General features: G+C 31.6%; 26 protein-coding genes. 16 read left to right on the top strand and 10 right to left on the bottom strand.

From position 1 onward, the window contains the following. Positions 1–41: 41 nt before the first annotated feature. Together CLU81_RS22445 and CLU81_RS22440 are read right to left on the bottom strand one after the other, a co-directional pair. Positions 42–683, bottom strand: a complete 642-nt coding sequence (locus CLU81_RS22445) for a GNAT family N-acetyltransferase (protein WP_099711852.1) — start codon at positions 681–683, stop codon at positions 42–44. Positions 684–1,241: 558 nt separating this feature from the next. Further along, complete coding sequence (locus CLU81_RS22440) at positions 1,242–3,509, bottom strand: M1 family metallopeptidase (RefSeq protein ID WP_099711851.1); 2,268 nt, start codon at positions 3,507–3,509, stop codon at positions 1,242–1,244. 185 nt (positions 3,510–3,694) lie between these two features. On the opposite strand from CLU81_RS22440, the gene CLU81_RS22435 reads away from it, so the two are divergent. The 3 genes from CLU81_RS22435 (at position 3,695) to CLU81_RS22425 (ending at position 5,791) form a co-directional block, all read left to right on the top strand. Next, positions 3,695–4,546 carry an aldose 1-epimerase family protein gene (locus CLU81_RS22435; protein ID WP_099711850.1) on the top strand — a complete coding sequence of 284 codons (852 nt, stop codon included), beginning with the start codon at positions 3,695–3,697 and terminating at the stop codon, positions 4,544–4,546. Between the two features lie 11 nt (positions 4,547–4,557). Then, positions 4,558–5,106, top strand: a complete 549-nt coding sequence (locus CLU81_RS22430) for a GNAT family N-acetyltransferase (protein ID WP_099711849.1) — start codon at positions 4,558–4,560, stop codon at positions 5,104–5,106. A gap of 130 nt (positions 5,107–5,236) precedes the next feature. Further along, positions 5,237–5,791, top strand: a complete 555-nt coding sequence (locus tag CLU81_RS22425; protein ID WP_099711848.1) for a DUF3575 domain-containing protein — start codon at positions 5,237–5,239, stop codon at positions 5,789–5,791. On the opposite strand, the gene CLU81_RS22420 is transcribed toward CLU81_RS22425, so the two are convergent. After that, positions 5,792–6,019, bottom strand: a complete 228-nt coding sequence (locus CLU81_RS22420) for a VF530 family DNA-binding protein (protein ID WP_099711847.1) — start codon at positions 6,017–6,019, stop codon at positions 5,792–5,794. A 153-nt stretch (positions 6,020–6,172) separates the two neighbouring features. Here CLU81_RS22420 and smpB point away from each other — a divergent pair, with 153 nt between their 5' ends. The 3 genes from smpB (at position 6,173) to CLU81_RS22405 (ending at position 8,438) form a co-directional block, all read left to right on the top strand. Next, positions 6,173–6,628, top strand: coding sequence for an SsrA-binding protein SmpB (smpB, locus tag CLU81_RS22415; protein WP_099711846.1), 456 nt, complete (start codon positions 6,173–6,175; stop codon positions 6,626–6,628). A 77-nt stretch (positions 6,629–6,705) separates the two neighbouring features. Next, complete coding sequence (locus CLU81_RS22410; protein WP_099711845.1) at positions 6,706–7,347, top strand: hypothetical protein; 642 nt, start codon at positions 6,706–6,708, stop codon at positions 7,345–7,347. 92 nt (positions 7,348–7,439) lie between these two features. Beyond that, on the top strand, positions 7,440–8,438 hold the full coding sequence (locus CLU81_RS22405; protein WP_099711844.1) for a helix-turn-helix domain-containing protein: 999 nt from the start codon (positions 7,440–7,442) through the stop codon (positions 8,436–8,438). 28 nt (positions 8,439–8,466) lie between these two features. On the opposite strand, the gene CLU81_RS22400 is transcribed toward CLU81_RS22405, so the two are convergent. Further along, positions 8,467–9,108 (bottom strand): protein-L-isoaspartate(D-aspartate) O-methyltransferase, encoded by a 642-nt coding sequence (locus CLU81_RS22400; protein WP_099711843.1) that lies wholly within the window; start codon positions 9,106–9,108, stop codon positions 8,467–8,469. A 143-nt stretch (positions 9,109–9,251) separates the two neighbouring features. Between CLU81_RS22400 and CLU81_RS22395 the strand changes: the two genes are divergently transcribed. The 10 genes from CLU81_RS22395 (at position 9,252) to CLU81_RS22350 (ending at position 17,633) form a co-directional block, all read left to right on the top strand. Continuing rightward, entirely contained in the window at positions 9,252–10,217 is a 966-nt protein-coding gene (locus tag CLU81_RS22395) for a Gfo/Idh/MocA family protein (protein WP_099711842.1), read from the top strand. A gap of 90 nt (positions 10,218–10,307) precedes the next feature. Then, positions 10,308–11,195: a 3-hydroxyacyl-CoA dehydrogenase family protein gene (locus tag CLU81_RS22390; RefSeq protein ID WP_099711841.1), complete on the top strand. Its 888-nt coding sequence runs from the start codon at positions 10,308–10,310 to the stop codon at positions 11,193–11,195. Positions 11,196–11,207: 12 nt separating this feature from the next. Next, a complete protein-coding gene (locus CLU81_RS22385; protein WP_099711840.1) occupies positions 11,208–11,729 on the top strand; it encodes a hypothetical protein in 522 nt (173 codons plus the stop codon). A gap of 14 nt (positions 11,730–11,743) precedes the next feature. Then, positions 11,744–12,331: a hypothetical protein gene (locus CLU81_RS22380; RefSeq protein ID WP_099711839.1), complete on the top strand. Its 588-nt coding sequence runs from the start codon at positions 11,744–11,746 to the stop codon at positions 12,329–12,331. After that, positions 12,331–12,993: a YggS family pyridoxal phosphate-dependent enzyme gene (locus tag CLU81_RS22375; protein ID WP_099711838.1), complete on the top strand. Its 663-nt coding sequence runs from the start codon at positions 12,331–12,333 to the stop codon at positions 12,991–12,993. Before CLU81_RS22380 ends, CLU81_RS22375 begins: the two co-directional genes overlap by 1 nt. Before the next feature lie 67 nt (positions 12,994–13,060). Beyond that, entirely contained in the window at positions 13,061–13,408 is a 348-nt protein-coding gene (locus tag CLU81_RS22370) for a four helix bundle protein (RefSeq protein ID WP_099711837.1), read from the top strand. A 99-nt stretch (positions 13,409–13,507) separates the two neighbouring features. Further along, positions 13,508–14,869 carry an exonuclease domain-containing protein gene (locus tag CLU81_RS22365; protein ID WP_099711836.1) on the top strand — a complete coding sequence of 454 codons (1,362 nt, stop codon included), beginning with the start codon at positions 13,508–13,510 and terminating at the stop codon, positions 14,867–14,869. 30 nt (positions 14,870–14,899) lie between these two features. Further along, a complete protein-coding gene (locus CLU81_RS22360; protein ID WP_099711835.1) occupies positions 14,900–15,739 on the top strand; it encodes an ion transporter in 840 nt (279 codons plus the stop codon). 153 nt (positions 15,740–15,892) lie between these two features. Beyond that, positions 15,893–16,813 (top strand): tRNA (adenosine(37)-N6)-dimethylallyltransferase MiaA, encoded by a 921-nt coding sequence (miaA, locus tag CLU81_RS22355; protein ID WP_099711834.1) that lies wholly within the window; start codon positions 15,893–15,895, stop codon positions 16,811–16,813. 73 nt (positions 16,814–16,886) lie between these two features. Further along, positions 16,887–17,633, top strand: coding sequence for an acyl-[acyl-carrier-protein] thioesterase (locus CLU81_RS22350; protein WP_099711833.1), 747 nt, complete (start codon positions 16,887–16,889; stop codon positions 17,631–17,633). A 151-nt stretch (positions 17,634–17,784) separates the two neighbouring features. Here the strand turns inward: CLU81_RS22350 and CLU81_RS22345 are convergent, their stop codons facing one another. The 6 genes from CLU81_RS22345 to CLU81_RS22315 all read right to left on the bottom strand — a co-directional run bounded on the left by CLU81_RS22345 (position 17,785) and on the right by CLU81_RS22315 (position 24,233). Further along, positions 17,785–18,321 carry a hypothetical protein gene (locus CLU81_RS22345; RefSeq protein ID WP_099711832.1) on the bottom strand — a complete coding sequence of 179 codons (537 nt, stop codon included), beginning with the start codon at positions 18,319–18,321 and terminating at the stop codon, positions 17,785–17,787. Further along, positions 18,308–18,997: a peptide chain release factor H gene (prfH, locus tag CLU81_RS22340; protein WP_099711831.1), complete on the bottom strand. Its 690-nt coding sequence runs from the start codon at positions 18,995–18,997 to the stop codon at positions 18,308–18,310. Before prfH ends, CLU81_RS22345 begins: the two co-directional genes overlap by 14 nt. 11 nt (positions 18,998–19,008) lie before the next feature. After that, positions 19,009–20,400, bottom strand: coding sequence for an RtcB family protein (locus tag CLU81_RS22335; RefSeq protein WP_099711830.1), 1,392 nt, complete (start codon positions 20,398–20,400; stop codon positions 19,009–19,011). 3 nt (positions 20,401–20,403) lie between these two features. After that, positions 20,404–21,150 carry a hypothetical protein gene (locus CLU81_RS22330; RefSeq protein WP_099711829.1) on the bottom strand — a complete coding sequence of 249 codons (747 nt, stop codon included), beginning with the start codon at positions 21,148–21,150 and terminating at the stop codon, positions 20,404–20,406. Between the two features lie 776 nt (positions 21,151–21,926). Further along, positions 21,927–22,643 carry a response regulator transcription factor gene (locus tag CLU81_RS22320; RefSeq protein ID WP_099711827.1) on the bottom strand — a complete coding sequence of 239 codons (717 nt, stop codon included), beginning with the start codon at positions 22,641–22,643 and terminating at the stop codon, positions 21,927–21,929. 3 nt (positions 22,644–22,646) lie between these two features. Beyond that, positions 22,647–24,233 (bottom strand): sensor histidine kinase KdpD, encoded by a 1,587-nt coding sequence (locus tag CLU81_RS22315; protein ID WP_099711826.1) that lies wholly within the window; start codon positions 24,231–24,233, stop codon positions 22,647–22,649. Positions 24,234–24,242 lie beyond the last annotated feature (9 nt).

Below are 24,242 nucleotides of genomic sequence, written 5' to 3'. Positions count from 1 at the left end.
TTCGTATGTAGCAAGTTTGAGATTTCTTTTTTAATTTATTCTTAGGTTAAAAAGATAAACGACAATAGTTTATTTAAGAATAAGGCTTGTTTTATTTTCTTTAATCTGCTTAAAACGGCTTCGTTAAAAGGATGTCTTGGCGGATCTTTTTGTTTTTCTTTCGGGTCGTACAACATTCCTGTGCAAAGACACATTTTGTTTTCTTTGCTTTTTAGAATTTCATAATTGGTACAGGTTTTACAGCCAGACCAGAAACTTGGATCTGTCGTAAGTTCAGAGAAAGGCACGGGTTTGTAACCAAGATCAGAGTTGATTTTCATTACAGCCAAACCGGTTGTAATTCCAAATATTTTAGCGTCTGGATATCTTTTTAGAGAATAATCAAAAACCTTTGATTTGATCTTTTTTGCCAAGCCCAAACTTCTATAATCCGGATGTACAATTAAGCCTGAATGCGCCACGAACTTGCCGTGTTGCCAACTTTCGATATAACAAAAACCTGCAAATTTTCCATCTGCCAAAGCAATCATCGCATCACCGTTCGACATTTTTTTCTGAATGTATTCAGGAGTTCTTTTAGCAATCCCTGTACCTCTTAACAAGGCAGATGATTCTATTGTATCGCAAATTTCCTGTGCGAATTTGAAGTGTTCTTCCTGAGTAACAACAATAGAGATTTTCATTTCAATAGTTGAAGTTAGAGTTAAAAATTAAAACGTATTGTTTAGTTTGAAATCCTGAATTCAATCCAATAAAAATAGACAAAAAAGAAGTAACATTCTCAAAATCAAAAACTTGACTAAGAAAATTCAAAAAATAATATATACTTTTAGGATATGTTTGTCCAATGGACAAATTATGTGATTTCAAAATGAAAAATGAATATAAATAAATACGCGGCGAAAAACTCTGTGAATACTATAGAGATAGTATCCGTACTTCGGGAGAAGTTACAGGTGAGTTTGTCCGTGACAAAGAAGTTATATGTAAACTTATTTTATTCATTGGTGCAAAAGTACACTATTTTTTAATTCTCAAAACAAAAAATTAAAATTCTAACATTTTTTTAATGTAATGTTATTTTTTGTAAGCTACTAAGGTTCTGAGATACTGAGGTTCTGAGGTTTCTTTTTTAACCTGAAACTTGAAACAAAATAGAAAACCTGAAACAAAAAGAAAACCCGATAGCTATAGAATAACTATCGGGTTTTAAATATTTTAGTATTGTATATTTCTAATTCTTATTTAGTAAACGGAATCGATTGTCCGCTGCCTAAAATTATCATATCAAATCCTGTTTTTGCTTCATTAAACTTAAATTTTAATCCAGCTCCAGTTGATTCAAATGTATCTTTTTCGTTCTCTACCGGTGATACAGGAAACTTTGGATAGTTTGTAATCTCAGCATTTAATGTGCTGTTTTTTTCTGTAAATTCAATTTTAAGTGGTGCTTTAGTTGTTGAATATATTCCTAAATAACCGTCTAAAATTATGTCTTTTTCTATTGTACTTTTTCCGGCTGTCCAGATATTATTTGCTTCATTATGATCTGGAAAAACATGATCAGGATCAAGTGTTATACTTTGAATTTCTTCTGTAGAATCATGTTTGAATGACCACACATTGTTACGTTGCCATATTTCTACAGGAACAGTAACTCTTGAAACTTTACCACTTTTTGTTTTAACATCTAAAACAATTGGCATTGGCATTTTATCAAAATTTTCAACTGTAATTACAACTCCTTTTGACGGATCGTTTTTTACATATTTAATTGAATTTACACCTTGGTCAAAACGCCAGTTGTTAACGTACCAGCTTCTCCAGAACCAGCTTAAGTCTTCACCAGCAACATTTTCCATAGATCTGAAAAAGTCATCTGGTTGTGGATGTTTGTAAGCCCAACGCTCTACATAAGTACGGAAAGCAGTATCAAAACGCTCTTTTCCTAATATTTGCTCTCTTAAGATTATTAATCCTGAACTTGGCTTGAAATAACATAACATACCTATATTTGCTTCCTTCATATTATCAGGAGAACTCATGATAGTTTCTAAATCAGGTCTTGTAAAAGGCTCCGCATTTTTATGCAAATCTGTTGGAGGATCATTATATTCGCCTTTGTTAAATTCTGCCGTACTTAATGAATTTATAAAAGTATTAAAACCTTCATCCATCCAGGCAAATAATCTCTCGTTTGAACCTACAATCATAGGAAACCAAATGTGTCCAAATTCGTGATCTGTAACTCCCCATAAATCTTTTCCTTTAGATTCCCATCCGCAAAAAACAATTCCTGGATATTCCATTCCGCCTTCGTTTCCTGCTACGTTTGTTGCTACAGGATAAGGATATTCAAACCATCTTTTAGAATAGTTTTCAATCGCTGCTTTTACATATTCAGTTGAACGCCCGTAACCATCTTTTCCGTCACTTTCAACAGGATAAGCTGATAATGCCAATGCTTTTTTACCACTTGGTAAATTAATTTTGGCTCCATCTAAAATAAAAGCCGGAGATGATGCCCAAGAAAAATCACGTGCATTTTTTATTTGATAATGCCATGTTTTTACGGCCGTTGCATTTGCAGTCGCCGTTGCAGCAACTTCAGAAGCAGAACGAATCGAAACTGTTTTATCACTTAGAGAAGCTTCTTTGTAACGTTTAAATTGCTCAGCAGGTAATACTTCTGCTCCATTTAATAGTTCTCCAGAACCTACAACGTAATAATTTGCAGGAGTTGTAATTTTTACATCAAAATCTCCATATTCCAAGTAAAACTCAGAAGCGCCTAAATAAGGAGCAGTATTCCAACCTCTTACATCATCATACACACACATACGCGGGTACCATTGTGCAATTGTGAAAATCTTACCGTTTTTAGTTTCTAAAACTCCCATTCTATCAGATCCTTCAAAAGGAGCGATGAATGAAAATTCGATTTTAATTTTTACAGAACCTCCTTTTGAAGCTAATTCTTCTGGAAGAAAAACTTGCATTCTGGTATCTGTAATTACATATTTTGCATCAACTTCTGTTTTTTTCTTTCCAACAGAAATTACTTTTACTGATTTTATCTTATTTCCTCCGTCAAAAACCTGACCTTGAGCTCCGTTACGACTTCCTGTTAAAGGCACAACAGCATTTCCTCTTGAATCTGCTTTGAATAAGTTTTGGTCTAAATACATCCAAACAAATGACAATTTATCCGGACTATTATTAGTATATGTAACTTCGTCTGTACCGATAATTTCGTTTGTAGTCCCGTTTAGCTTTGCTGTAATCTGATAATCAGCTCTGTTTTGCCAATACTCAACTCCTGGCTGACCGCTTGCAGATCGCGTTGGCGTACCATTTTTAGTGTAAAAATTTGGTGCAAACGCATCATGATAATTATAATTGTTTACTGGATTTACTGCTGTCCCCGCAGGCGTTTGTTGCGCCCAAACAGAAGAAACTCCAACAAAGAAAGCCATGGTTAAAAGGCTTTTAAAGGAATGCTTTTTCATATTTTTTAGCTGTTTATGTAGCAAATTAATGAAAAAAAAAGCTATTTCTAGAGAAAACCTAAAAGATAAATTTAATTTTAGCATAATTTTATCAAAAAAATATTTTAAAGCTTTTTCTTAGAAAAATAAAATTTATAAAATACATTTACATATCTATAAAATTAATCTACTTCAACTATAAAAAATTGAATACAACTATTTCAAATTCACAGATAAGTGCTTCTATTAAACACGCGGGAGCAGAATTATTTTCATTAAAAAATAATCAGAATAAAGAATATATCTGGGAAGGTAATCCTGATTTCTGGGGGAAACACTCGCCTGTTCTTTTTCCAATTGTTGGGACTTTAAAAAACAATACTTATACTATTAACGGAACTGAATATCAATTACCAAGACACGGTTTTGCTCGTGACATGGATTTTCAATTGATCGAAAAAACCGAAAATAGTGCCGTTTTTTCATTAAAATATAATGAAGAAACATTGAAAAAATATCCTTTCTCATTTGAATTACAACTTATCTATACGCTTCAGGAATCTACATTAGACATTGAATATAAAGTAATTAATGAAGGTGAATCTAAAATGCCTTTTTCGATTGGAGCGCATCCTGCAATAGCATTACCTGAATCTTTTGAAAATTATACTCTTGATTTTGAAAAAAATGAAGTTCTGGAATATTATATTTTAGAAAATGATTTAATCTCAAACAAAACAAAAGTTTTAGAAAGCAACGAGAGTTTAGTTCCTTTAAATTATAAATTATTTGAGAACGATGCTTTAATTTTCAAAACATTAAAGTCAAATTCGCTTACAATTCTTGAAAACTCAAAGCCTTATATTAAGGTTGCTTTTGAAGATTTTCCTAGTTTAGGGATTTGGACCAAAGAAAATGCTCCATTTATATGTATTGAACCTTGGCTTGGATATTCAGATACTGCCGAAAACTCTGGTGATTTATTTGAAAAAGAAGGAGTTTTAGTTTTGAATGCCAAGCAAACTTTCCAAGCAAAATTTAGTTTACAAATATTATAAATAGTAAAGAAATGCTAGAATTCAATTTTAATCCGTTTCCGGTTATAGAAACGGAACGTATAATATTAAGAAGGGTTACAAATGATGATGCACATGATATTTTCATATTGCGTTCAAATCCTGAAACAATGAAATTCATCCCAAGGCCTTTGTTGAAAAGTGCCGAAGATGCTCTTGTTCTTATTGCCGAGATTGAAGGTAAAATAAATACAAATGTTGGTATCAATTGGGCAATTACACTAAAAGACAGTCCTAAACTACTTGGTATAATTGGCTATTACAGAATGCAGCCTGAAAATTATCGTGCCGAAATTGGATATATTTTGTTACCTGAATTTCACGGAAAAGGAATAATTACGGAAGCTGTAAACCGATTAATTAAATTTGGTTTTGAAGATTTAAAATTACATTCGATAGAAGCTGTTATTGATCCTGAGAATTTTGCCTCTGAAAAAGTACTGCAAAAATGCGGCTTTGTAAAAGAAGCTCATTTTAAAGAATCTGATTTTTATGAAGGTCGTTTTTATGATAAGGTAATTTACTCATTATTAGAAAAGTAATTTCACTGACTTCTTTTTTACAGAAAAAACTTTATTAAAAAAGAAAACAAGGAACAATAGTAACTATTCTTATGCGTTATATTTGCACGCAAAATAATTAATGCAATTTGCATTTGTTTATAATATACCCATGAAAAAATTATTAATTCTTCTTGTTCTTTTCTTTACAATACAATCACAAAGTCAAACTTTTATTAAATTTAATGCTGCTACAGCTTTAATAGGTGTGCCAAATGTTGGTATAGAAACCAGTATTGGAGAGAAAACTACTTTTAGTTTTGATGTAATGGCTTCTTTTTGGAAATCCTTTAACGGACATAATCCAATGGAATTTTATACGCTAACTCCTGAAATTCGTTATCATTTCAAAGAAAAGTATAATGGATTTTATGCCGGTATTAATGCTGGTCCTGACTTTTATCAAATTCAAAAATGGAATTACTGGGACACAAACAAATACGAACACGGTTTTGGTTATCGATTAGGTGTAACCATCGGATACAATATCAAATTAAGCGATAAATTTTTAATAGATATTTTTGCAGGTGGTGGTTGGCATCAAGGTTTTTATCATGGATATTACAATGATGGAACTCCTGGAAGATACGAAAAATCTCCAAACTGGAACAAAAGTGGCGAATGGCTTCCGTATCGTGGCGGCGTTATGATTTCTTACAAATTGTAATTACTTCGTAAACTTAGGTAGTGATTTTACATATAAATCTTCTACTTTTTTACGAGCCCAATCCGTTTTTCTTAAGAAAGTTAAACTCGATTTGATACTAGGATTTGATAAAAAGCATTTTACGGGAATTAATTCTCCTAATGTATCAAAGCCATAATAATCAACTAATGATTCTAAAATTTTTTGAAGTGTAATTCCGTGTAAAGGATCTTTAGATTGATTCTGCATTTTATACTTTTTAAATAATAATAAAAAGACCGTGCTTTAAAAAAGTACGGTCTTTATTTTTTACAAAACTAGTAAATTGAAATCTAAATCAATTAAATCTTTAATTATCTTTAGACATATCAAAGTTTTCCAATTTTGTTTACATTTGTACTTATGTTAAAAACAGTCAATATACTTAATAAAAGAGCTCGATTTGATTATGAGATAATCGACACTTATACTGCCGGAATTGTTTTATCCGGAACTGAAATTAAATCAATACGATTAGGCAAAGCTAATATTACCGAAAGTTTCTGCGAATTTAGTAATCTCGAACTTTTTGCTATTAATACTTACATAGAAGAATATTCTTTTGGAAATCAATTTAATCATAAATCCAGAAGCGAGAGAAAATTACTTTTGAATAAAAAAGAATTAAAAACCCTTCATAAAAATGTGCAGGCAAAAGGACTTACAATAGTTCCTTTAAAATTGTTTACCAATGAAAAAGGATTGGCAAAATTGCAAATTGGTCTTTGTAAAGGAAAGAAAAATTACGACAAACGTGAATCTCTTAAAGAACAAGACACAAAACGTGATTTAGATCGAATAAAAAAAGCTTATAACTAAAAGTTATTTTTACCAGAACTAGTATTCTTTATCATTTTATACGTATTTTTACTACAATAATTCTAAAAAAATGTAATATGAAGAAGTACTTATTTTTATTGATTACTGTTTTTGCACTTTCAAGTTGTGGTAGCAATACTTCTATTGTCAATAGTTGGAGAGATCCTAAAATAACTGTTGCTCAGGAGAATTTCAAAAAAGTATTAGTTGTTGTTTTAGTAAAAGACGAAGCTTCAAGAAGAGTTGCAGAGAATAGAATTGCAGCAAGTAATCCTATTTTTAAGACTTCTTATCAATATCTAAACGAAACTACTAAGGAACTTACTAAGGAACAAAAACTAAAAATTTTACAAGACGAGAATTTTGATGGAGTAATCACAATGCGATTAGTAAGTAAGGATAAAGAAACTACATATGTTCCCGGAACTTATACAGGAATGTATTACGGTGGATTTGACGGAATGTACACTGGAATGTATGGTTACGGTTTTGGAAATTGGTACGGAATGTACTCTCCTAACTTCTACGATCCGGGGTATTATCAGGAAACAACTTCGTATATGGTAGAAACGAATATTTTTTCATTAAAAGAAAATAAACTAATCTGGACAGGAACTACAAAATCAGATTACGTTACTGATTTAGGTCAAACCGTTGATGCAATTATGCAAACAGTGGTAAAAGAAATGAGAAAAGACGGATCACTTCCTCCTAAATAAAAAGTATTACTAAAAGCAATAGTTATCTGTTGCTTTTTTTATGAAAACAAAAATGACTAAATTTGTCAAGACATTTTTAAACATATTTTTAAATGAAAACGCTTCTTAAAAACGCTAGAGAACAAAAAGGGCTAAAGACTCGAGAAGTGGCACAGATTCTAAGTATTGATCAGGCTCTAATTAGCAAATTTGAGAGTGGAATAAGAAAACCAACTAAAGATCAAATATCTAAACTTTCTCAACTTTTAGAAATTGATTTTGAAACCTTAATGATTGCGTGGCTTAAAGAAAAAATCCTCTATGAAATTGGAGATGATGAATTTGCTCTTAAGGCTTTATTACTTGCAGAACAAGAAATTCAGAACAGTAAAAAAATAATAAATTCTACCGTTTTATCGACGATTCAGTTGATTTTGGACGAAATAGAAACTCTAAAAAAACAAATTCAATCATTTCAGCATTTTGATTTACGGAGAATTTCGAAAATATTAGAATTAGAATTTATTTTTGAAAGCAATCGTTTAAACGGAAACTCACTGACATTTGAAGATACAAAATCAGTAATTAACGAAGGCTTGACGATTCCCGGAAAAAGCATGAACGAACATCTTGAAGCAGTAAATCTTCAGGAGTCAATTGCCTATATAAAAGACTTAATTCAAAAGAAAACCTCTCTTACAGAAAAGGAATTCCTTATTGTACACAACCTAATCCTTAGAGGAATAAAACCTGAAAACTCAGGAAAATACAGAAATGATACATTAGTAATTCGAGAAATGAACTTGTTCTTTAATTGGTACGAAACCAATAAAAATGGCTTACATCCAATACTTTTAGCTTCTGAGGCACATTTAAAAATCCTTACTCTAAATCCTTTTGAAAATGGAAATGCACAAATTGCTAATTTATTGATGAACTGGATATTATTGCAAAACGGTTACGTGTTTGCAACTATAAAAGAAGATAAAAGCGAATATTTATCTGTTTTAAAAGAATGTGAGAACAAAAATGACAAGACCTTTTTTATTAAATATATTCTTCGAATAGAAAAAGAAAATTTATTACACGCAATAAAACTTACTTCAAAATAAAAAAGCCCAACTAAATTGGGCTTTTCTCTTAATTTTTATCTTCTAATAAAGGAACAAATCTAAATTCTCCAAACTCATGTTTTTCGAATTGTGTTTCATTTTTTCGAATTAGTAAAGTCATAATCTGAACATCTTCGCCTAGCGGAATAACTAATCTCCCTCCTATTTTTAACTGTGCCATTAATGGCTGAGGAATAAACGGAGCGCCTGCCGTTACAATAATACTATCAAACGGTGCATAACTTGGTAATCCTTTATATCCATCACCAAATGATAAATGCTTAGGACGAATATTTAACTTTGGAAATAAATTTGAAGTCGTTTTAAACAACTCATTCTGTCTTTCCACGCTATATACCTTAGCGCCCAACATGCATAAAACTGCAGTTTGGTAACCGGAACCAGTTCCTATTTCAAGAATTTTGTGTTCTTTTTTAACTTCTAATAATTGAGATTGAAAAGCAACTGTATAAGGTTGCGAAATAGTTTGCCCCGCTCCTATAGGAAAAGCCTTATCCTGATAAGCGTAATCTTCAAAACTAGAATTTAAAAAAAGGTGTCTTGGGATTTTTTTTATCGCATCCAAAACCGCTTTATCAGTAATTCCTTTTTGCTCTAAAGTGCTTACTAATTGATTACGAAGTCCTTGATGTTTGGCAGTGTCTTTCAAAATGGGTAGGTTTTATTTTTGCAAAAATAGGAAACAAAACAGTAAATCAAATATTGATTTTTAATTATTAAATTCCTAAATCTTTATTGCATTAACTTTCACTTTCGACAAATAAATTATATTTTTGTTTAAAATACATTCTCATGTTAAAAGTAGGAGTTTTAGGTGCAGGTCATCTAGGTAAAATACATTTACGCTTATTACAACAATCTGACAAATACGAATTAGTTGGATTTTACGACGAAAATCAAGAAAATGCCGAAAGAATTTCAAAAGAATTCGGTTATAAAAACTTCAGTACTATTGCAAAATTAATCCACGCTGTGGATGTAATCGATATTGTTACACCAACACTTTCTCATTACAAATGTGCAAAAGTGGCGATCAAATCAGGTAAACATATCTTTATAGAAAAACCAATTGCCAATACTGTAGACGAAGCTGAAGAAATTATTGCTTTGGCAAAAGAATACAATGTAAAAGGCCAGGTTGGTCATGTTGAGCGCTTTAACCCAGCGTTTATTGCTACAAAAAACATGATCGAAAATCCAATGTTTATAGAAACGCATCGTTTGGCTGAGTTTAATCCGCGTGGTACAGATGTTCCTGTAGTTCTCGATTTAATGATTCATGATATTGATGCTATTTTGAGTGTTGTTCATTCAAAAGTAAAAGACATTCACGCAAGTGGAGTTTCTGTAATCAGCGATACTCCGGATATTGCCAATGCAAGAATTGAATTCGAAAATGGATGTGTTGCCAATTTAACAGCAAGCAGAATTTCGATGAAAAACATGCGTAAAACACGTTTCTTTCAAAGAGATGCCTACATTTCAGTTGATTTCTTAGAGAAAAGATGTGAAGTTGTTCGTATGAAAGATGCTCCTGAAGTTCCCGGAGATTTTGATATGATTCTGCAAAATGCCGAAGGTGTAAAAAAACAAATCTATTTTACCAATCCTGACGTTGAACAAAACAATGCAATTCTGGACGAATTAGAATCTTTTGCAAATGCAATAAAAACTAATACTACGCCAGTTGTAACTCTTGAACAAGCAACAGATGCTTTAAGAGTAGCATATCAGATTATTGATTGTTTCGAAAAATAATACAAAAATATAACTCATTATTTTTAAGGTTTAAAGCGTATTTCTAAGTAGCTTTAAACCTTAACTTTTAAAATTAAAATATCAAATTAAATGAAAACTATCGCTGTAATTGGTGCAGGAACAATGGGTAACGGAATTGCTCATACATTTGCACAAAGTGGTTTTACCGTAAAACTTATCGATCTTTCTGAGAAATCATTAGACAAAGGAATGGCGACTATTGCTGCCAATTTAGATCGAATGCTTTCGAAAGGAACAATTACTCAGGAAGAAGTTGCAAAAACGATAACCAATATTATTACCTATACAGATATTAAAGATGGTGTTGTTGGTGCAGATTTAGTAGTTGAAGCTGCTACTGAAAATGTAGAGTTAAAACTGAATATTTTCAAACAATTAAACGAAGCTTGCTCTCACAATACAATTCTGGCGACTAATACTTCTTCGATTTCAATTACACAAATCGGATCTGTTGTCGCACATCCTGAGCGTGTTATAGGTATGCACTTTATGAATCCGGTGCCAATTATGAAATTAGTCGAAATCATTCGTGGATACAACACCAGCGATGAAGTGACTAAAATTATCATGGATTTATCAGAAAAATTAGGAAAAACTCCTGTTGAAGTAAATGATTATCCTGGTTTTGTGGCAAACAGAATTTTAATGCCAATGCTAAACGAAGCAATCGAAACGTTATATAATAAAGTAGCCGGTGTTTACGAAATTGATACTGTAATGAAATTAGGAATGGGACATCCAATGGGACCGCTTCAATTAGCTGATTTTATTGGTCTTGACGTTTGTCTTGCTATTTTGAATGTTATGTACGAAGGTTTCAAAAATCCTAAATATGCTCCTTGCCCATTATTAGTAAATATGGTTAGAGCCGGAAAATTAGGCGTTAAATCTGGTGAAGGTTTTTATGACTATAGTGAAAGTAAAAAAGCAGAGAAAATCTCTAAGCAGTTTGTTTAAGATTTTTTTAATATGATAACATTTGAAAGCGAATACAAAAATTTTAATCAGCGATTTTTCCGTATAAATAATTTGTTTTTTTTTATTGAATTTATTCTCTTTTCGCCGATAATTATAATTTTTAACCTTTCAATCTTTTTTACAATTATAATTGAAATCTTTTTGGTAGCAATTTGCATCTATACAATTATAAATAAAAGTAAAAGCAATATTCATATAATAGCATTCGAAGAAAATAATATTATATTACATGGCGAAACATTTAATAAGAAATGGACAAAACCATTGAATATTAAAGAAACTTATATCCAGATAAAGTGCATCGGCTCTCGACAAGGACTAAGAGGTACTACTTTTTATTTAAAATTAAAAAGTACAAAAGATAAGTACCTCATAAATTCATTCGAAACATATTCTGACGAAGGCATTATAAAGATCTTTAATGAGTTTAAGAAGTTAAAGGAAGAAAAAATTATCATTGACGAAAAATTGATAATATTGCAAATTCAAGAGAAAATAGAAAAATATCAATAACAGCGAATTTAAACATGAGAAATTTCATTTTGGCATTTATATTGTTTTCAACAGCTAATTGTATTTCTCAAAACTTAAAAACAGATTCTAATAAACAATTTACCATTAATCAAATCGACAGCATTTGCGAAAAAAATGGACATGGTTTTATTTCAGACGGTGTAATAAAAATTGAAACGGAAACTGAAGTCGATAAAATTAAAACAAAATTTCTTAGTGCAAGAGGCGGATATTCATATAGCTTTTATCTCCACCATTTCAATGAAGATAATTATAATTTACTTTCGAATATTGAAAAAAGAAAATATAATTTTGAGAAATATACCAATTTAATAAAAGGTCAATATCATGAAAGTATTCATTATTTAAATTCTTATTCAGACAATATTACTGGAGAATTTTATTACTTTGATACAAAACTTTTCTATGCAAAAATTAAAATCAAACGAACTGAAGATAATAAAAAAGATATTTCAGAAACATACAATTATAGTATTGCCGAATTAAACAATTTGAAAGAAACACAAACTCTATCTTCATTTGAACTTAAAAGTTGGGTAGCTGAAAAAAATAATCAAATAATTAAGTATTACAATCAATAATGAGTGCAATAAAGCAAAATTTGCTTCAAATAAAAGACAATTTACCTGAACACGTAACTCTGGTTGCGGTTTCTAAAACTAAACCCGTTCCGGATTTGATGGAAGCATACGAAGCTGGTCAACGTATTTTTGGAGAAAATAAAATCCAGGAAATGGCTGATAAGCACGAACAAATGCCAAAAGATATTCAATGGCACATGATTGGTCACGTGCAATCGAATAAAGTCAAATTTATGGCACCATTTGTGAGCTTGATTCATGGAGTTGACAGCTTAAAATTATTACAGGAAATCAACAAACAAGCTTTAAAAAACAATAGAATTATCGATTGTTTGCTTCAAATATATATTGCCGAAGAAGAATCTAAATTTGGTTTGGATGAAAACGAACTAAACGAATTATTATCTTCAACAGAATTCAAAGAGATGAAAAATATTCGTATCTTAGGATTAATGGGAATGGCAACCTTTACAGAAAATCAAAACCAAATTAAAAAAGAATTTACACATTTAAAGTCTATTTTTGATTCGATTAAAGAATCGAAAACTGAAAACTGCGATCTAAAAACAATTTCTATGGGAATGTCTGGAGATTACAAACTAGCCATAGAATGTGGAAGCACAATGGTTCGCATTGGAAGCAGCATTTTTGGAGGAAGGTAATTTTTCAATATCAATTGCAATTGCAAAAAACAATATTCAATTTTAAAAGTATAATTCAATAATTTAAATGGAGAAAATATTCAATTTTGAAGATCGATTAGTTCGCTTTGCAGGAGAATGTATTTTCTTTACAAGACAATTAGAAAGACTATTTGAAAATGAATATTATAAAAATCAATTAATTAGATCATCCGGGAGTGCTTCATTAAATTTTGGAGAAGCACAAGGTACAATAACCGATAAAGATTTTATTTTTAAAGTTTCATTAGTTGTAAAAGAGCTAAAAGAATCCAGAAACTCATTAAAAATTTTAGATTATATAAAAGAAGGTGATAACGATAAAAGAAGTAAACTTCTGATTGAAGTAGAACAACTTGTTGCAATTTCATCAAAAATGATAATAAATAAAAGATAATTTTTCAATGGCAATTACAATAGCAATTGCAAATTTCAATTTTTAATATTGATTTTTAGCATTGGCATTGATTTTTGATTTTTGAAATTGACATTGAATATGTACGCAATACTAGACATAGAAACCACTGGAGGCCAGTTTAATGAAGAAGGAATTACTGAAATCGCCATTTATAAATTTGATGGTCATGAAGTAGTTGACCAATTCATTAGCCTTGTTAATCCCGAAATTCCGATTCAGCCTTTTGTGGTGAAATTAACCGGAATCAATAATGCTATGTTGCGCTCAGCTCCAAAGTTTTTTGAAGTTGCCAAAAGAATCATCGAAATAACTTCAGATTGTATTATCGTGGCGCATAATGCCTCATTTGATTACAGAATCTTGCGTACCGAATTCAGACGTTTAGGTTATGATTTCGAAGCCAGAACACTTTGTACTGTTGAACTTGCCAAAAAATTAATTCCGGATCAGCCTTCTTATAGTTTAGGGAAGCTCGTTCGTGCACTTGGAATTCCAATGGCCGACAGACATCGTGCCAGCGGAGACGCGATGGCAACCACAAAGTTGTTTAAAATGCTTCTCGAAAAAGACTTGGAAAAAACAATCGTAAAAGATTTTATAAAACTTGAAGTTGAAAAAGGAATTGCTCCAAAATTACTGGATCTTTTAGCGCAAATGCCTGCAAAAACTGGCGTTTACTATATTTATAACGAAGGTGGAAACCTTATATATATTGGCAAAAGCCAAAATATTAAAAAGAGAATCAATCAGCATTTTACCGGAATCACCACTAAAAGTAAAAAAATTCAAGCCGAAGTTTTCACCATAACTTATGATGAAACCGGAAGCGAATTAATCGCGCTTTTAAAAGAAAGTGAAGAAATAAAAATAAATCGTCCAAGACATAATCGCTCTCAAAGAAAAACACTTTTTCTTTACGCATTATATGCTGAGAAAGATGCAAACGGTTATATTAACCTTAAGCTTGAAAAAGCAGATGGACGAAAAAAAGAAATCACCTCATTTGCTACTTTACAAGAAGGGAAAAATGCACTTTTCAGATTTACATCAAAATATCATTTGTGCCAAAAGCTTACCGGATTATACCAAACCAAAAAAGAGTGTTTTCAATATAAAATAAAAGAATGCGATGGCGCTTGTATTGGCGAAGTTAGTCCAGAAGAATACAACGTTCGTGTTCAGCAATTTATATCCGAAAATAGCTTTGAAAACAAAAGTATGATTCTACTTGACAGAGGTAGAAACGTTAATGAAAGAAGTGCTGTATTAATCGAAAACGGAATTTATAAAGGTTACGCTTATTACGACCTGAATTATCAAATTACCAATATTGAGATCCTAAAAAACATTTTAATCCCGATGCAACACAATCGAGATGTAAAAAATATTATTCAAAACTACATCCGAAAAAGCAAATCGCTTAAAATTCTTCATTTTTAACACAACAAAACTTTCATTATCTTTGTAGATATGAAAAAAATTAAATCAAAATACGATATTTTCAGACAAAAAACCCAAATTATTATTTACGGTAGTAATACATTTTTAGGGCGTTTATTTGATTTGATACTTTTGGGACTTATTTTACTAAGTGTCCTTTTAGTAATGTTGGACACAGTTGAAGGTATCAATCAAAAATATCACTCACAACTTCTTGTTTGTGAATGGATCATTACTATTTTCTTTACCATAGAATTTATTTTACGTATTATTTCGATACAAAAACCCCTAAAATATATTTTTAGCTTTTACGGGATCATCGATTTAATGGCAATATTACCCATGTATTTATCCATATTTTTTCCTGCTACAAATGTTTTAACCATTGTTAGAATCCTGCGTTTCTTTCGATTGTTTAAAATCTTACACATACCACAGATTTCACAGCAATCCAAACAACTTAGGGAAGCTATGGAAGCCAGCAAAGAAAAAATTCTGGTATTTATCTACTTTGTAATTATTAGTGCAGTAATTATTGGCTCATTAATGTATGTTGTCGAAGGCAAAGAAAGTGGTTTTACCAGCATTCCTGTCGGGATATATTGGGCAATTGTAACCCTAACTACCGTTGGTTACGGCGACATTTCGCCAGCGTCTCCATTAGGTCAGTTTTTAGCCTCACTTGTTATGATTATGGGTTACGGAATAATTGCCGTACCAACAGGAATCGTAACAGCCGAATTTGCAAAAAGCAGCTTACGAAATAATGCCGTTAGCACAAAAAAAACATGTCAAAAGTGCAATTCACAATTACATTTTGATAGCGCAAAATATTGTCATGAATGCGGAACCGAGTTACCAAATAATTAATTTAATGAGCTATTTCCAGCTGTACATCCCAACTCCTCCTTATCTTTGTTGTTTTTTTAAGGCATAAAAAGAGCTTCTAAAGTCGCTTTTTTATCCCAAAAAAAACTAACAAATATAAGTCCGGGGTTTCCATTGCCATCTGGGCTAAAAAATATGAAATACTTAATAACCATCGTCGGACCAACAGCTATAGGAAAAACAGCCTTAAGTATTGCTTTGGCACAATATTTCAAATGCGAAATAATATCTTGCGACAGTCGTCAGTTCTTTAAAGAAATGACAATTGGCACAGCAGTTCCCAATCAGGAAGAATTACAAGCGGCAAAACATCATTTTATTCAAAATAAATCAATTTTTGAGAATTATACCGTTGGCGATTACGAAAAAGAAGCACTTATTAAACTGGAAGAATTATTCCAAAATAATGATTTTGCCATTCTAATTGGTGGTTCAGGATTATATGTTGACGCAATCTTAAAAGGTTTCGATGAATTCCCCGAAATTAACCCAGCCATACGTTCTCAGGTAAATTCTAATTACGAAAACCTCGGAATTGAATATTTACAAGAACAATTACAGCTTTTAGATCCTGATTATTATCAAAAAATAACAAAAGAAAACCCACAAACACTTCAAAATCCACAACGAATGATGCGTTTTGTAGAAGTTTGTATCGGAACTCAAAAACCGTATTCATCATTTCTAAATCAGAAGAAAAACAACAGGAACTTCACTCCTATTTTAATTGGTTTAGAAGCCGAAAGATCTACTATTTACAACAGAATCAACCAACGAGTTGATACCATGATAAACGAAGGTTTATTGCAGGAAGCAGAAGCTTTATATCCTAATAAAGCGTTAAATGCGTTACAAACCGTCGGTTATAGAGAATTATTTAGTTATTTTGACGGAGATTTCACGCTGCCATTTGCCATCGAAGAAATCAAAAAAAACACCAGACGTTTCTCAAAAAGACAACTTACCTGGTTTAAAAGAAATGAAAACACAAAATGGTTTGATTACGCCACAGATAGAAAAGAAATTATAGGTTATGTAGAAAATTCTTTAAAGTAAAATCTATTTTCTATACTCGCTCTTCTATTCTCTAGAAAATCTAAAATCAACAATCTAAATTCTAAAATTACAAATGCCTATATCACCAAATTTCACATCGGTTTTAAGCAAAGACTGGGAAATCAATTTTACACAATGTACTCCAAATGGTTTTTTAAAATACACCGATTTATGTAATATTCTACAACTAACTGCTGCAGCACATTCAGAAGTTGGAGGCATTAGCTTTTTTGATATGCAGGAATTTCACCAGGCCTGGGTTTTAAGCAGAATGCGTGTTGAAATTTCAGCCTTACCGAAATGGCAAGATGTTGTAACCGTAAAAACATGGATCAATAGTTTAGAAAATTCCCGTTCTGTTCGTGCTCTTGAAATGTATGTAAATGGTAAAAAAATAGTAGGCTGCGAAACCTATTGGGCTGTATTTAATACTCAAGCGCGTCGCCCGGAACCATTGGCTTTGCCATACGAACATTTTGAATTATTTCCGGATAATAGAGCAACAACCGAAGGTTTTTCTAAGATAAACATCAATCACGAGAAAGGAGCTATTTTTGAAAAAACGGTTTATTTATCAGATTTAGATATTGTAAATCACGTAAATAATGTAAAATATTTAGAATGGTGTTTAGATCATGTAGATGAAAAACGAATTTTAAAACAAGAAGTAAAAAGTTTTGAAATGAATTTCATGAAAGAACTTTCACTAAAAGATAATGTAGTAATTCACGAAAGTGAAGACGACGATCATACTACGGCAACATTCAGTATTACAAAAAATGAGAAAACGTGTTTTGCATTAGAATTGCATTGGAAATAACATATTAGCCCACAGATTTGGCGGATTGAACGGATTGAACAGATTAACACAGATAATTCCATTTTTAATTCATGTTAGTTCGTGAAACTTGAGATAAAAAAAACGATGCAACTCAAATAGAATTGCATCGTTTTTAGTTTTAGATCAAAAATCATTTTGATTTCTTTTTTGAATCTTTTTTTGATTTCTTTGACTTCTTTTTATTTTCAATCAAATCAATTTTTCCTTTAATCCGCTTCTCTACATCAGTAATATCAGAATCAAAAGCAAATTGCAAAAAGTGAAGTTTAGCATTTTTAATTTCCTTCAATGCATTTTTAAATTCATGTTGAGCTTCATAAAGTATTGCTTTCTTGACATAAATTTCAGATTTATTAATTCCTTTTATGGTTAAGGCAAAATCAATTAGTTTTTGAGCTTCTTCATAATCTTCGTTCAAAATCAAAGTCTGTAAATAATGAGGATAAACTTCAAGAGCATGAATATTAATCGCTAAAGCTTCCTGAAAATACTGCTTTGCCTCTTCATAATTCCATAATTGCTCTGCCTGAATTCTACCGTACAAACACAAAACCATTGTATTTTTGGCATCATATGAAAAAGCATAATCTAACGATTCAATAGTTTCTTCAAGCGAATACGGATAATTATCCAAAGCCTGAAAAAGGTATTTATCAATTGTTTTCATTTCGTAAATCGGTTTTTAATTTCTGACGAGTTCCTTTGTAACTTTTCTCTACTTTATTCTTTTTGAAATCAGTTCCGGCAAAAACTCTAACAGGATTTCCACGCTGAATATTCAGTTGATTTTCCCATTGTTTTCCAACATGATTTTTAAGCTGTTGCAAAGTTTCGTCTTCTAGTTTTTTTAATAATCTTTCTGTTGCCAGTTTTTTGTTTTGATGTTGTGATCGACTGTCCATCGACACAACGGCAATTCCTGTCGGAATATGAGTTGCTCGAATAGCCGAACTCACTTTATTAACGTGTTGTCCGCCAGCGCCTGAACTTCGCATCGCTTGATATTGGATATCATTTTCTGAAATCGATGTATTCTTTTGCGCTTCAATCTCAAAAATGCCACTAAACCAATTTTTACGTTTGTGCATTTTCCTAAACTGACTCTGACCAATCCACTGAATAGTTCCGATCCAGGAATTTGCAAATGTTTCAGCATTTTTACCTTTTATAGAAATTGTTGCCGTTTCAACTGTTCCGTTTTCTTCACCAACTTCTCTTTGCAGCAAAATAGTTTCTAACTGTTGTTCTTGTGCTTCGTCCAAAACTTTTTTAAGCACTTGGGCGACAACCCAAGTGCATTCTGCTGGTCCGCGACCCGCTGTTATCTGTATTATTTTTTCCATTTTTTAATTTCTTATCGGTCCATTCTAACGATTTTTGGAGTAAAAGTTCCAAGAACTTCAACCAAACCAGTTTGATTTCCCATTACTTTTGTAATGTCTTTGTAAGCCATTGGTGCTTCATCAATGTTTCCGCCAATTAAGGTTACGTCGTTAGCTTTCAGCACTTTTTTAATTTCACTTTGCGTAAAATTAGCTTTGCATTTAGCACGTGAAAATAACCTTCCGGCTCCATGTGAAGCCGAGTTTAAACTCTCAGCATTTCCTTTGCCTTTTACAATATATCCCGGAGCAGTCATCGATCCCGGAATAATACCCAATTGACCTTCAGCAGCAGGAGTTGCACCTTTTCTATGCACAATACATTCTTGCCCGTTTAACATTTCTTTCCAGGCAAAATTGTGGTGATTCTCAATCGTAACCACAACTCTTTTTCCAATTGCTTTAGCGATTCGTCTATGAATATCGTCGTGACAGGCTTTTGCATATTCTCCGGCTAAATTCATTGCCAGCCAATATTCCTGACCATCGTGTGTATTCAAATCCAACCATGCCAAATGCTGAACATTTTTTGGCAACGGACATTGTTTAGTTGCCAAATACGTATAATGTTTCGCAATGTTTGCGCCTAAACCCCGAGAACCACTGTGTGATAAAACGGCAAAATACTCTCCTGCGCCAAGTTTCCATTCATTCTCCGGATTATCAATTTTGGCGATTCCAAATTCTACAAAATGATTTCCTCCGCCAGAACTTCCTAATTGTTTGTAAGCTTTTGGTAAAAGATTCTTTAGCAACGGAATATCCTGAAATTCGCTTTTGTAAAAAACTTCATGATCCGCTTTTGTAGTGTGAGTTTCATTCATTCCAAACTTGGTATTATCTTTTAAAATTGCTTGCAATTGATGCTCTTTTCCTTTGAAATAGGAAGCTGGTAAATCAAAAATTGACAAACTCATTCGGCAGCCAATATCAACACCAACTCCGTACGGAATGACGGCATTATCTGTTGCTAAAACTCCCCCAATTGGCAATCCATAACCTGAATGCGCATCTGGCATTAAAGCTCCCGCAATTGAAATTGGCAATTTTAAAGAATCATACAACTGAAACTTAGCCTGCTGATCGATTTCATTCTCTCCAAAAATGGTAAAAGGAACTCTGGTAGTTTTCAACTGATGCATTCTTACATGAACGGGATTTATCAAACCTTCTGCCACTTTTCCCCATGTTCCGTGTCCATCAAATTTTTCAGGATGAAGCAAAACTTCTTTTGCTTCTGTTAGAATGGATTCCTTTTTCTCTCTTTTTCTATATCTGTTTATTTGCCCTAAGGCTATGTTTATTGAATTGTTTTTTGGAAAACCTAACTTAATCAGGTCTTTTCCGGATAATTTATTTCCCATGATTTATATCATTTCGTCTACATATTGTTGATACAATACATGCAAACTTTTATTTTTAATTGGGTTTATCTCTCGTGGATTTTCATTTTGATAATAGTTCCAACGATAAGAAAAACCATCTACTAATTTGTTTATTTTATGTCGTAAATTAAGATTCGTAATGTAATTGTCAAGAAGCTGAATTTCACTTTCTAAATCTGCATCAACCATTTTAGTGTGCGTTATCATATACGGTTTAACGCGAAATACATAACGCCATGGCTCATTAAATATATAATGAATTTTAAAGCGTTTACAATTAGGACACCATCGTTCCCTTTTATAAAAATGCATTTTCTCTTTTTCAGTTAATGTTAGTTTAGAGCCTCTCCATTCTGATTCAGAAAACTCTTTTACGGTTTGAAGCTTTTCGATATATACATGTTTTCTTTTCCTCTTTTTCTTTTTCTTAAAAGATTTTTCGGAAGAATATTGCCATGTATTTATCTTCTCCAGCAATGTTTTATAAAATGAAGCTTCGTTTGATCTTACTATATCTTCTCTAAGCACAAAGCTCCGTTCCCAACCTTTTTGATAAGGTGTTGCTAAAGGAACCAATGGTAAAGTTTGTCGTTTTTTCCAGAGTTCAACTTCAAATTTTCTTGATTGAATTAATTGTTTTTCAAAATCTTCTTTTACTAATCTTTTCTTTGTTCTTTTATTTTTAAAGCGAGAGCACAAAGCATACTCTTCTGCTGTATAATTTTCCATAAAAAATTATAGTGCATTAAATTAATAGCCAAAACAGGCTATAACATTTTATCCTTTCGGACAAATAATAAAATCAATTATTCGGGAAAATTTGAAGTGTCTAGAATAAAAAAAGCCCGAAACTAAATGTCTTCGGGCTTTTTTATATATCTAAAAATGAATTTCTAAGATTGAAATAAGCCACGAAGAAGCACTGCACCAAATCCGTTTGGTGTGAAGCTCTGAGATGTCAATGTAAGTACAAACATTTTTCTTCGTTTTTAAAGGGTTATTAATTTTTTCGTTTGCAAATATTCAGAATACTTTTTTGATTTTCCAAATAATAATAGAGAAAATTCGTGTAAAAAATATTCTTCCTTTTTTACAGCTCTACAAACCTAAGACTATCTAATTGAAAACTAAAGCCATAGCCCTGATAGAAGCGGTATCCTTTTTAGGGCTTTTTTGCCCTAAAAAGATATAGCGGATAGCAGGAAATAGCTCCAAATTATATGAAAAACTAATATTTTCAAATTAAAAGTCTAATTTTTTATCCCGAAGCTTCGGGACCAAATTCCAATCTTTTTGCTGCATTTGTCATTTCGACGAAGGAGAAATCTTCGCAAGAAACTCCGTATCGAACAGCGCTAATCTTTGTCGAGCTACTCATGAAGATTTCTCCTTCGTCGAAATAACAAGATTCTGTATAATTGTGATCTGAAAAAATATAAGCATAAAAAAAGCTCTGATTTCTCAGAGCTTTAATATTTTTTGTTTGGTGAATTTTTTGTTTTCTGTTATTCTGTAACTTTACTTTTAACAACTAATCTAAATCCTTCTCCGTGAATGTTAAGGATTTCAACATCTTCATCTGCTTTTAGGTATTTTCTAAGTTTAGCGATGTAAACGTCCATACTTCTTGAAGTAAAGTAGTTGTCATCTCTCCAGATTTTTGTTAATGCTAATTCTCTTGGCATTAAATCATTTTCGTGAAGAATTAACATTTTAAGTAATTCATTCTCTTTTGGAGATAATTTTATTGGCTCTTCATTTTCGAATGTTAAGAATCTAAGTTTAGAATTTAGGTGAAATTTACCAATATTAAACTCAAATTGCACTTGTTCTGCTTTTGTATCAGCAGATTTTCTTTGAATGATTGCTTTGATTTTCATCAATAAAACTTCTGAATCAAAAGGTTTATTCAAGTAATCATCAGCTCCGGCTTTATATCCTTTTAGCACATCTTCTTTCATAGATTTTGCCGTTAAAAAGATAATTGGCACTTCGCTATTTTTCTCTCTAATTTCTTTGGCTAAAGTATAACCATCTTTATAAGGCATCATTACGTCAAGAATACATAAATCATATACATCTTTCTTGAATTTCTCGAAACCTTCCATACCGTTTTTAGCTAAAGTAACTTCAAAGTCATTTAACATTAGATAATCTTTAAGAACTGCCCCAAAATTAAGGTCATCTTCTACTAAAAGTATTCTTTTGTTATTATTTTCCATATTTTAATTTATTAATGGTATTTTTATTATAAAGGTGCTACCTTTTCCTTTTTCGCTTTCAACATATACTTGTCCATTATGATCTTCTACGATTCTTTTTACATAAGCAAGACCTAAACCGTGTCCTTTTACATTATGTAAATCTCCAGTATGTTCTCTGTAAAACTTTTCAAAAACTCGTTTTTGAGCTATCTTACTCATACCAAGACCATTATCTTTTACTTTTATCAGAATCATGTCTTTGACATTTTCTGTAAAAATTTCAATTTCAGGAGCATCAGGTGAATATTTTATAGCGTTTTCTAAAATATTTACCAATACGTTTGTAAAATGCACTTCGTTAATCAAACACGTTGTTCTTGCTGCATTAAAGTGTTTTACAACTGTACCTTGTCTGTCTTCCAAAATTAAGTTTACGTGCTCAATTGCATCATCAATAATATCATGAATTACAGTTGGTTCTTTTGTTATATCAAGTTCTCTTTTTTCTAATTTAGAGATACGAAGAACGTTTTCAACCTGAGCATGCATTCTTTTATTTTCGTCCCGAATCATTTGAAGGTATCGAAAAACTTTCTCCTTATCTTCAATAATCTTAGGATTTCTAATCGCATCGAGTGCTAAATTTATTGTTGCAATTGGAGTTTTAAACTCATGTGTCATATTATTAATAAAATCAGTCTTGATTTCAGAAATATGTTTTTGACGTATCAATTGATTCAATGCACTTGTATAGGCAACTATTATAATCAATGTAAATATTATCGATAATATAGTGATACTCAACAATTCAGAAAGTAAAAATTTCTTTTTATGAGGAAACGTTATATATAATTCATATCTACTGCTTCCTTCATTATCCGTGAATATCGGTACATGATAACTTGCATCTTTATCATAGTGAAATCCATCTGACTTTATTTTTGTCGACAAACCACTATTAAGAACTCCGAATTCAAATTTGGTTTTTACACCGTATTCTTCTAATTCTTTCTTTAGAAGGTTTTGCAATTTAATCTTAGAAATTCTTTCGTCGATTGGCAATGCATCTGCAAAATCCTTTATCGAAATTTCCATTTGAACTTTATTCAAAAGATCTAAACTACCTGATTTTTCGACTCTTAAATCCGGAATTAGACTTTGTCCTAAAGTACTATTATCAATATTGTTATTATTGTTATAAACTTCAGTTACTCTTTTTGAACTAAAATTTTTAAATCTTTCGCTGCTAAACTTTTTATTGAAAAGTGAACCACTTATATCATAATCTTCAGATGTAAGTGTGTTAGAATAAACGATCGTTTTATTTGTCTTGGTATTTCTTTGTACATATAGTACTTCAAGTAAATCTTCTTTCTTTGGAATTTTACCAGTACTGTCTTTTAAACGATTCCATTTATCATAAAAACTATACTCTTCTTGCTGCTCAAGTTTATCAGCAACATTACCGATTACTTGGGTAACGTGGTATTTAAATTGCTCGTCATTATTTTTGAACGAAGAATTGAACCAATATACTTGAACCAGAATAATCCCTATTAAGGACAAACTCATCAGTAAAACAAGTATTCTAAAAAATAATTTATTCATCGAAACAAA

It is taken from the genome of Flavobacterium sp. 9 (assembly GCF_002754195.1).
Classification (GTDB): domain Bacteria; phylum Bacteroidota; class Bacteroidia; order Flavobacteriales; family Flavobacteriaceae; genus Flavobacterium.
This window is presented reverse-complemented; position numbering and strand designations above follow the sequence as displayed.